The sequence below is a fragment of the Candidatus Acidiferrales bacterium genome, assembly GCA_036514995.1.
GTDB lineage: Bacteria > Acidobacteriota > Terriglobia > Acidiferrales > DATBWB01 > DATBWB01.
The window spans coordinates 20751-29312 of the sequence record DATBWB010000032.1 but is presented as its reverse complement, the minus strand read 5'-3'; the positions used below and the strand labels follow the sequence as shown (position 1 = coordinate 29312).

At 60.8% G+C, this 8562-nt stretch carries 8 protein-coding genes and 1 tRNA gene; 7 read left to right on the top strand and 2 right to left on the bottom strand.

Features of this window, described 5'->3' with window-relative positions:
* The first annotated feature begins 415 nt into the window (after positions 1–415).
* Positions 416–1432, top strand: coding sequence for a radical SAM protein (locus VIH17_02695; GenBank protein ID HEY4682139.1), 1017 nt, complete (start codon positions 416–418; stop codon positions 1430–1432).
* Between the two features lie 175 nt (positions 1433–1607).
* Here the strand turns inward: VIH17_02695 and VIH17_02690 are convergent, their stop codons facing one another.
* Complete coding sequence (locus VIH17_02690) at positions 1608–2510, bottom strand: nuclear transport factor 2 family protein (GenBank protein ID HEY4682138.1); 903 nt, start codon at positions 2508–2510, stop codon at positions 1608–1610.
* A gap of 201 nt (positions 2511–2711) precedes the next feature.
* A tRNA-Glu gene (locus VIH17_02685) sits at positions 2712–2786 on the bottom strand.
* A 291-nt stretch (positions 2787–3077) separates the two neighbouring features.
* On the opposite strand from VIH17_02685, the gene trpC reads away from it, so the two are divergent.
* The 6 genes from trpC (at position 3078) to aroF (ending at position 8560) form a co-directional block, all read left to right on the top strand.
* Complete coding sequence (gene trpC, locus VIH17_02680; protein HEY4682137.1) at positions 3078–3929, top strand: indole-3-glycerol phosphate synthase TrpC; 852 nt, start codon at positions 3078–3080, stop codon at positions 3927–3929.
* Positions 3930–4063: 134 nt separating this feature from the next.
* Positions 4064–5317: a tryptophan synthase subunit beta gene (gene trpB, locus VIH17_02675; protein ID HEY4682136.1), complete on the top strand. Its 1254-nt coding sequence runs from the start codon at positions 4064–4066 to the stop codon at positions 5315–5317.
* A 1-nt stretch (position 5318) separates the two neighbouring features.
* Positions 5319–6320 (top strand): hypothetical protein, encoded by a 1002-nt coding sequence (locus VIH17_02670; protein HEY4682135.1) that lies wholly within the window; start codon positions 5319–5321, stop codon positions 6318–6320.
* Positions 6321–6362: 42 nt separating this feature from the next.
* Positions 6363–7241, top strand: a complete 879-nt coding sequence (gene trpA, locus VIH17_02665; protein ID HEY4682134.1) for a tryptophan synthase subunit alpha — start codon at positions 6363–6365, stop codon at positions 7239–7241.
* On the top strand, positions 7238–7528 hold the full coding sequence (pheA, locus tag VIH17_02660) for a chorismate mutase (GenBank protein ID HEY4682133.1): 291 nt from the start codon (positions 7238–7240) through the stop codon (positions 7526–7528). The genes trpA and pheA overlap by 4 nt, the downstream gene beginning before the upstream one ends.
* A 12-nt stretch (positions 7529–7540) precedes the next feature.
* The gene (aroF, locus tag VIH17_02655) at positions 7541–8560 is read left to right on the top strand and encodes a 3-deoxy-7-phosphoheptulonate synthase (protein ID HEY4682132.1); all 1020 of its coding nucleotides are present in this window, start codon (positions 7541–7543) and stop codon (positions 8558–8560) included.
* Positions 8561–8562: the final 2 nt, after the last annotated feature.

Genomic DNA, 8562 nt, shown 5'->3' with positions numbered 1-8562 from the left:
AGGTGCACGAGTTTGACCGGCTGGGGCAGATAGCTTCAAGCGAAATCCTGGGCATTGCGTTTGTGTTGTTTTTTTCGGTGGGCTGGAATGGGTTGCTGGCCTACGCCGTCGAACGATACTTCTGGCCTCGGCCAGCGCCGGATGGCGACGATCCTGCTTTGCGGAATGCGGCGAGATGAACCCCGCCCTGCGAGAGACCCGAAACTCGAAACTCGAAAACCGGAACCTAAAACCTACCACCTACCACCGGCTACCTGACGAAACCGCTTGACACTCCCGTATGCCTCTCGGAGAATAAAAAGGACCTGCGTCCCGATTGGCCGCGCCTGAAGCGGCACTGGTCGCCACGGCCACATTTCCAGTGAATTTGCATCTTCGGTTCCGGGAGAGCTGTCTCCACGCATCGAGGTCGTCTGTGAGAAAAATTCCGGTCATCAAAGCGGCTCGGCTGATCGCGCGAGGCACGCGCAGCTTCCACGCTGACCGCCCTCTCGCTGTCTCCTTCGAGGTGACCCATTCCTGCACCGCCAATTGCCTGCACTGCGACAAAGGCGGGATGAAGCAGGAGCACGACCGCATGCAGCCGCACGATTATCGAAGGATGCGGGCGCTCTTGAAGCCGATGGTGGCCCAGGTTTCAGGCGGCGAGCCTTTGACCCGGCGAGATATCGTCGAGGTGGTGCGAGCCATCAAGGAGCCAACCGGGCTGCCCTACACCATCCTCGTAACCAACGGCCAGTTGCTCACCGAAGAAAAATATCTGGAGCTGAAAGGCGCGGGGATCAATCAGTTTTCGATTTCGCTCGATTTTCCCAACGAGCTGCACGATTGGTTCCGGCGCTCCCCCGGCCTCTACTCCCACCTGGAAAAACTCATCCCCAGGCTGGCCAGGCACCGCTTCGACGACATTGTCTTGAACACCGCCATCACCCGGGAGAACCTGCCCTACCTGCTCGATATTTATGAGAAGGGTAGGGCATGGGGCGTTTCTGTTTCTTATAGCGCATACACCATGCTGCGAACAGGGAGCCAGGAGCACTTCATCTCGTCCGAGGAAGACTTGAAGCGCCTCCGGGAAACTATGCAGAAGCTCATCGCGCTCAAGCGTTCGAACGGCCGCATTGTCAACTCGGACTGGACACTCTCCGGCACCTACCAGTTTTTCAAAGACGGTTACGTCCCGGGCTGCAACGCGGGGAAGCGCTTCCTGGTGGTCACGCCCGACGGCTACCTGCGCCCATGCTCCATGCACGAGAAGAAATATCTCCGCCCGGAAGACATCCTGAAGGAATTTGTGCCGGAGAATTCCTGCGGCGGGTGCTACGTGGCGATCCGCGCCTACCTGAACGAATCCTTCTGGACGCTGCTCAAAGACAACGTCACCAGCCGCGTGCTCAGGCAAAAGGCGGCTGGAAATTCCTGCGGCGGATGAGGGCCTAAGAGAGTGCTGAAAAAGTCTTGGATGGTGTCATTCTGAGCGAAGCGAAGAATCTGCTTTTGAGTGGAAACAATCACTTACGAGATTCTCCGTCGCCTCCGGCTCCTCAGACTGACGAGCTCACGGGGTTTTTCAGCACACTGCTAGGCCATTGTGCCAGTTGTTAATGTTACTTGCTCTGTACCCCGCCGCTTGAAGTTGCCACGATTTCCCCTTTGAGGCTGGAGGCCAGGCCGAGCAGTTCGTCTTTTTCCTTTGGTGGTACCTTGAACTTGTCGAGCGTGGCCACCAAGTGATTTACGGCAGCATTCCAGTCATCTTCCGTGATACCGAGCCCCTCGTGCGATGCCTTCATGCTGCGACCGATGTACACGCATGGGCCTCCCGTAGCGGCGCACAGTTGATCCACCACCAACTGGCGAATGCGCTTCTTGGAGTCGGTGCTGGCGCCGGTGAAGAATCTCCCGAGCTGTTGGTCAGCGACCAGCCGGCCGATGAAATCGTCGGTAACGGCGGCGATGGCGTCGTACCCGCCCAGGCGCTTATAGAGCGACTGGCCGGCCGTGGCCTGCGGCAGGGGCGCCGGGGCGGAGAAGTGGTCGTGCGCGATGATCCAGTCCTTCCCGCGCTTCTGCCAAACGATCGTCCAGCGAGCGTCGAACGATTGCTTGGTGCCGTCCTTCAGCACCACGTCCGTGCGAACGGTAACAGCGCCCCAGGCGAAGTTGCCGCGCTGCTGCACCTGCACGTCGTCGCCGGGCGTGAATTTGACCGAGGAAAATTCGGCGAACGCTTTCTTGACCCCCTCGGCGTACTCGTTCCAGCCCGTGTACTTGAGGGGTGCGATATCGAAGAAGAGGCGACCGGACTCCTGGGAGTAGAAGGGCGCGACATTGGCGGGGTCCAGCGTCTCCCAGGCATCGAGGACCGTCCGCATCAGCGCCACGAAATTGGACCCGGGTTCTACCGGTTTCTTTTCGGGCTCCGCTGCTTTCCCCATTTGCGGAGCGAAGGTAAACGAAACCATCAGAAGCACGCTAACCAAAGACACAAGAGCGCTTCGCGATCTCATGGTAAGCCTCCCTCAGGCGATTTCACTACGGATTCGTGGACACCGGCCTCTCCGGTGTTCCCCGATTCTACGCCAAGAGGCTGCAAGAATCACCTTTGTTCTTGACTGAAAAGGTCGGCGCTGAGCGCAGGGCGAAGAAGACATAGAATAGAAAACAAAAAAACAGAAAATAGAAAGGCCGACAGTTGCCACGTGGGGATTTGGTAGCGCTAGCGGGAATCGAACCCGCGTTTTCAGATTGAGAATCTGACGTCCTAACCCCTAGACGATAGCGCCGTTGGCGAGAACGCCTGGTCGCCTGTTACGCAGGAAAGATTATCGGATGAGGGCGAAGAGTCCGTCAAGGTATTCGTGAAAAATCGAAAACCGAAAAACGAAAAGCGAAAAGAGGGAACAGGTGACAGGTGGCAGGGAACGGGTGTCAGGAACGAGAAACCTGGCACCTGACACCTAAAACCTGAAACCTAAAACCTGGACTCGCCCGTTTCGTTGACTTCGCCGGTAGCTGCCGCTAGCATAGCGAATTGTCGGTGAGACGTTCTCGTATCCTCTTTCCATCGAGCTTAGATGAGTCGCGCCAGCACGGAAACCATGCTTGACCGAATTTTGGCTGCCCGGCGCTTGCGCCTGGAGCAGCAAAAAGCGGTTTTGCCTTTTGCCGTGCTCGAAGCAAGGGCGGAGACAGCACCGGCGGCGCGGGATTTTGCCCGGGAACTTCTGGGCCCGGATGGATTGGGCAAGCTCACCACGGGCAGCGAGTCGCCGCGCGTGATCGCGGAACTCAAAAAGGCCTCGCCGTCGCGGGGCGTTATCCGGCGGGAGTACAACCCGGCGGTGCTTGCTCCCTCGCTCGAACGGGCGGGCGCAGCCGCGTTTTCGGTTCTGACCGAGCCGGATTTCTTTGAGGGTTCGCTTGAGGATCTGGCTTTGGTGCGTCGCCTGGTCGAGCGGCCGGTCCTGAGGAAGGATTTTATCCTGGAGCGCTATCAGGTGGTGGAATCCCGCGCGGCCGGGGCCGACTCCTTTTTGTTGATCGCCGCCATTCTCGATGACGCTGCGCTGGCAGGTCTCATCGCTGCCGGTCGAGAGCTAGGCATGGAGGCGCTGGTCGAAGTGCACAACGGCGAGGAGTTGCACCGGGCCCTCGGGGCAGGCGCGAAAATGGTGGGCGTCAACAATCGGGACTTGAAAACCTTTGAGGTCAGCTTGCAGGTCTCTTTCGAACTGGTGGACAAGATTCCGGAAAGCTGCGTGGCCATAAGCGAAAGCGGAATTCGTTCGCGGGATGAGGTCAAGCGGCTTCAGGCAGCAGGATTCGATGCGTTCTTGATTGGCGAACGGCTGATGGAGGCGCAAGAGCCGGCTTCGGCCTTGAGCGAATTTATCGGGGGCGAGACAACTTTGCGAGACAAAGAATAGAAAAGAGAAAATAGGAAATAGGAAACAGGCCTCTTTTCTAATTTCTCTTTTCTAGTTTCTGCTCGTTTGAAATCGGGGCACTGAAGCGATGCTGAGCGTTTGGTAGCAGCGATGGAAGGTCAGCACAGATTCTGATGGCGGAAACGACACAAACCCGATCGTGGAGGGAGTGGCCGGACGCGAGCGGGCACTTTGGCCCTTATGGCGGGCGTTTTGTGCCGGAAACGCTGATGGCCCCGCTCGAGGAATTGGAGCAAGCCTACGCGGCGGCACAGGCTGATCCGGCTTTCCGGGCCGAGCTGGATCGCCTTCTTAAAAACTTTGCCGGCCGGCCGAGCCCGTTGCACTTTGCCGCGCGTTTGACGGAACATCTGGGCGGCCCGCCGCGATCGAATCGGGGCCCGCGCATCTATCTCAAGCGCGAAGACCTGCTCCACACCGGCGCGCACAAGATCAACAACTGCCTTGGCCAGGGCCTTCTGGCGCAACGCATGGGCAAGAAGCGCGTCATTGCCGAAACCGGCGCCGGGCAACACGGCGTGGCGACGGCGGCGGTCTGCGCCTTGCTCGGCCTCGAGTGCACCATTTACATGGGCGCGACGGACATGGAGCGGCAGAAGCTGAACGTGTTTCGCATGCAGCTCGAGGGCGCCGAGGTTCGGAGCGTCTCCGCCGGCTCGCGCACGCTCAAGGACGCCATCAACGAAGCGATGCGCGATTGGGTGACGAACGTGCGGACCACCCACTTCCTGTTGGGATCGGTTCTCGGCGCGCATCCCTATCCGCGCATGGTCCGCGATTTTCAGTCGGTGATCGGCGCGGAAACGCGCGAACAAATCTTGCGGCTGGAAGATCGTTTGCCGGATTATTTGATAGCCTGCGTGGGCGGCGGATCGAACGCGATCGGCCTCTTCCATCGCTTCCTGGACGACCGCGGGGTCAAGATGGTTGGCGTGGAAGCGGGCGGAAAGGGCAATGGGCTGGGCGAACACGCCGCCCGGCTGGGCCTGCGAGCAGCGGGCGGCGAAGGCGGACGCCCCGGCGTCCTCCAGGGAACTTTTACTTACGTCTTGCAAGATGCTTTTGGCCAGATCAGCCCGACGCATTCGGTATCGGCCGGGCTTGACTACCCCGCCATCGGCCCGGAACATGCCTGGCTGGCGGATTGCTCGCGCGTCGAATACTGCGCGGTGAGCGACGAGGCGGCGCTCGAAGGGGCGAGGCTGCTCGCTCGCCTGGAAGGCATCATTCCGGCACTCGAGCCGGCTCACGCCATCGCCGAATTGATTCGCCGCGCCCCCGTGATGAAGCAAGACGAGGTCGTCATCGTGAATCTTTCCGGCCGCGGAGACAAGGATATGGAGATTCTGCGCGAGGCTGGGTTGTAGCATGAGAGCAAGGCGCGGTGGTTTTGCTTCCTGGATTTCGGCGTTGCTTGCGGTAGCTGCCGCTGCTGCTTATGGGGGGTTGTCTCAGGTGGGATTTTCTCAGGCTCCTCTCTCCACGCCGGCGGCAAGGAGCGACATCCAGGTGGTTGCTTTCGCCCTGGCGCGCCAATCGGAAACGAGATGGCGGGACGGGAAACGAACCGAGGCCCGGAGCGAGACGGAGATTTTGCCGCTGGTGGTCATCCAGCAAGGCCGTTACGTGGAAGTGGAAAACGACGCGAGTGATGAGCGGCACCGCGGCGCGGTGGAGCATATGCTTAAGCAGTTTCCCACGTATCAGGTACTTCGTTGGGGTGTGGCGCAAAAGCAGCTTCGGGTGGCGTCTGCCCGCCAACAGCTTTTTCAATGTTCAGAGCTTGTTGTCGGAGCCGCTGAGCCGGCGCTGAGAACGGATGACTTCTGGAACGAGCAAACAGTGAGCGACAAGGATAGCGAAACGACGATCCGGATTTCGCGGCCCTTTCTGGCAGTGAGCGGCGAGCGGGGCGGCCCGGACCTTCGCGCCCCAGTCGGCTCGCGCTCCGCCCTGCGGAGACGTGTGGAGGAGTTTGTTCTCAAGGCCGCGAAAGAGGTGGCCCGGGAAAAGAACTTTGCTTTCGAGCCCGGCCCGGAGGTGAAGCTGACCTACATGCACTTCTTCCGGCTGGGAGCCGAGCGCCTGGCCGTCGCCAAGGTGTGGATGCGCGGGCCGGAAAAGATTTTCCCCCTCTTGCTGTTCGCCCGCGTGCCGGAAAGAGGGGAGCCCGGGCTGGTGGCAAACCTCGCTTCTGAAGAGGTGCTCCAGGGCGCGAGCGGTTACGATTTTATCGATGCGGCCGAACTGAGGGGACAGGCGGTTGTTTTTGTCCAGTACGGCACGACCGAGCAAGTGGAGTTCATCATTCTGGAGTGGCGTGACGGCAAGCTCGCCGAAGCTTTCCGCGGCGGCGGTTATGGATGCTGACGGGCGGCGGAAAGATGCTCTTGACGATCGAAATCAATCCCGATGAGTGATCGCATCGCAAAACAATTTGCTCGCATCCGGGCTGAACAACGAACGGGATTGGTGATCTACCTTACCGCCGGGGATCCTTCGCTCGACTTTACGGCGAGGCTGGTGCCGGCGCTCGCGGCGGCAGGGGCCGATGTGATCGAACTCGGGGTGCCGTTCTCTGATCCCATGGCCGATGGGCCGGTGATCCAGCGCGCTTCCGAGCGAGCGCTGCGCGGCGGGGCAACGCTGGGCAAGGTTTTGGAGGCCGTGCGCGAAATTCGCCGGCAAACCTCCGTCCCGCTGATTCTCTTCAGCTATTTCAACCCTGTTCGGCAGATGGGGCTCGAGCTGTTTGCCGGGAAGTGCGCCGAGGCGGGAGCCGATGGAGCGCTCATGACCGACCTTCCGCCGGAGGAGGCCGGGGAGTACTGCGCCGCGATGCGCCGGCAGAACCTTGACACGATCTTCCTGGCAGCGCCCACCTCGACCGATGCCCGGCTCAAGCGGATCGCGGGGTGCTCGACCGGCTTTCTCTATCTCGTCTCGCGCACCGGAGTCACCGGGCCACAAGAAGAGATTTCAGCGGACGTTCTGCCGCTCGTCGAGCGCGTGCGGAAGGTGAGCGCGTTGCCCCTTGCGGTGGGCTTTGGCATTTCCCGGCCGGAACACCTGCTCGAGCTTGGCGGGATGACGGAGGCGGTGGTCATCGGCAGCGCAGTGGTCGAGCGGATCGAGAGCGGCGCGGGCCCCGATTCGGGCGAGCCCCGACCCCATGGGGGCGAACGAGCGATGTCACTCGGGGTGGAGTTTGTAAGGGAACTGAGAGAGGCTGCCACAGCGGCGGGAACTCGCCGGCATCGGGCGAGCCCCATGCGAGTGAACGGGCCATGACGATTGACGACTGGCGCAAGCGCATTGATGAGATTGACGCCAAGCTGGTGGAGCTGCTCAACCAGCGGTCGCGTTGCGCGGCGGAAATCGGCCGCTTGAAAAAACGGCAGCAGGTTCCCCTCTACCAGCCCGAGCGGGAGGCGCAAATCTTTTTGAATATATCTCGACGCAACGGGGGTCCGCTCAGTGACGCCGCCTTGCGCCGCGTCTTTGAGCGCATTATTGATGAAGGCCGGTCGGTGGAGAGGCAGGCAATGGGTGGCAGCGAGGACGAGAAAGGAAAATAGCGGGAGAAGACCATGGTCGTCGTCATGCAAGAAGGGGCAACCGAGGAGCAGATCCAGCACGTCATCACCCGGCTCGTCGGAATGGGGTTTGACGTCCACCGCTCCACCGGCGTGAACCACACCGTGCTGGGGGCCGTGGGCGCGCCCAAGGAAGTGGATCCGCGCGACATTGAATTGATCGAGGGGGTGCGCGAGGTCGTGCGCATCAGTGTTCCTTACAAGCTTGCCAGCCGCAGTTTTCGCCCGGTGGGGACGGTGGTGGATCTGGGCCGCGGAGTGAAAATTGGCGCGAACGAGGTTGTGGTCATGGCCGGGCCGTGCGCCGTCGAGAGCCGCGAACAGATTTTCACCATCGCGGAAAGCGTCAGCCGCGCGGGAGCAAGAGTCCTTCGCGGCGGCGCATTCAAGCCGCGCAGCTCGCCCTATAGTTTTCAGGGCCTGGGGGAAGAGGCGCTCAAACTCCTCCGCGAAGCGGCTGACAAGCACGGACTGTTCGTCGTCAGCGAGGTGATGGACCTTACCCAGATTCCTATGGTGCTGGATTATGTGGACATGCTCCAGGTGGGCGCGCGCAATATGCAAAATTTCAATCTGCTTCGCGCCCTGGGGAATGTTTCAAAACCGGTCCTTCTCAAGCGAGGCATGTCGGCGACGATTGAAGAGCTGTTGCTTTCGGCGGAATACGTCCTGGCCGGCGGAAACTACAAGGTGGTGCTCTGTGAACGAGGGATTCGCACGTTTGAGAGCTACACGAGGAACACGCTGGATATTGCCGCCATCCCGGTCATCAAAAAGCTATCGCATCTGCCCATCATCGCCGATCCGTCTCACGGCACCGGCCGGCGAGACAAGGTTCCGCCCATGGCGCGGGCGGCGGTAGCGGCCGGGGCCGACGGCCTCCTCATCGAAGTGCACCACTGCCCGGACGCGGCGCTGAGCGATGGCGCCCAATCGCTCTACCCCGACCAATTTGCCCAGTTGATGGCTGAGCTGAGAATCATTGCCCCGGCGGTCGGGAGACGATTGGCCTAGGG

Bases quoted from the DNA above. Each gene is read 5' to 3' on its own strand.
- trpB (HEY4682136.1), top strand. From the start codon at position 4,064: ATGGCGGAAACGACACAAACCCGATCGTGGAGGGAGTGGCCGGACGCG.
- VIH17_02690 (HEY4682138.1), bottom strand. From the start codon at position 2,510: ATGAGATCGCGAAGCGCTCTTGTGTCTTTGGTTAGCGTGCTTCTGATG.
- trpA (HEY4682134.1), top strand. From the start codon at position 6,363: ATGAGTGATCGCATCGCAAAACAATTTGCTCGCATCCGGGCTGAACAA.
- aroF (HEY4682132.1), top strand. From the start codon at position 7,541: ATGGTCGTCGTCATGCAAGAAGGGGCAACCGAGGAGCAGATCCAGCAC.
- trpC (HEY4682137.1), top strand. From the start codon at position 3,078: ATGAGTCGCGCCAGCACGGAAACCATGCTTGACCGAATTTTGGCTGCC.
- VIH17_02670 (HEY4682135.1), top strand. From the start codon at position 5,319: ATGAGAGCAAGGCGCGGTGGTTTTGCTTCCTGGATTTCGGCGTTGCTT.
- pheA (HEY4682133.1), top strand. From the start codon at position 7,238: ATGACGATTGACGACTGGCGCAAGCGCATTGATGAGATTGACGCCAAG.